The sequence below is a fragment of the Paraburkholderia sp. BR13439 genome, from assembly GCF_040948805.1.
GTDB classification, from domain to species: domain Bacteria; phylum Pseudomonadota; class Gammaproteobacteria; order Burkholderiales; family Burkholderiaceae; genus Paraburkholderia; species Paraburkholderia youngii.
Genome location: NZ_JBFPKN010000145.1, coordinates 1 through 525, shown reverse-complemented (window position 1 = coordinate 525; position 525 = coordinate 1). Strand labels below are relative to the sequence as shown.

Annotated in this window: 2 tRNA genes and 1 rRNA gene; all 3 read left to right on the top strand. The window is 54.5% G+C overall.

The window, feature by feature from the left end:
• Nucleotides 1-57 (top strand): 16S ribosomal RNA (locus AB3X96_RS42610); the annotation flags it as partial.
• 74 nt (nt 58-131) lie between these two features.
• Nucleotides 132-208: transfer RNA gene (locus AB3X96_RS42605), tRNA-Ile, on the top strand.
• Nucleotides 209-255: 47 nt separating this feature from the next.
• A tRNA-Ala gene (locus AB3X96_RS42600) sits at nt 256-331 on the top strand.
• The last annotated feature ends 194 nt before the right edge of the window (nt 332-525 follow it).

Genomic DNA, 525 nt, shown 5'->3' with positions numbered 1-525 from the left:
GGGGTGAAGTCGTAACAAGGTAGCCGTATCGGAAGGTGCGGCTGGATCACCTCCTTTCCAGAGCTTGCATTGCTGCGCAAGCGCTCACGCTTATCGGCTGTGGTTTAGAGAAGCAACGCAGACAGACTCAGGGGTCTGTAGCTCAGTCGGTTAGAGCACCGTCTTGATAAGGCGGGGGTCGATGGTTCGAATCCATCCAGACCCACCATCTTTGTCTGTGGTGCTGACTGGGACACCCTTGAGTAGGGTATGACCGGGGGATTAGCTCAGCTGGGAGAGCACCTGCTTTGCAAGCAGGGGGTCGTCGGTTCGATCCCGTCATCCTCCACCAATCCTCAATGCGCAGGGTTCTGCCTGGATGCAGAGCGTTGCGCATTGGCGATTGAGCCAGTCAGCGCGGTACACGATCCAATCGTGATATCGGCTGTCGTTCTTTAACAATCAGGAAGAAGTAGTAAAGAGATTCACGAAAGCGTACCTGGAGATGGGTGTGTGAGTAGGTGAATCAGGGTTGTGATTGTATCG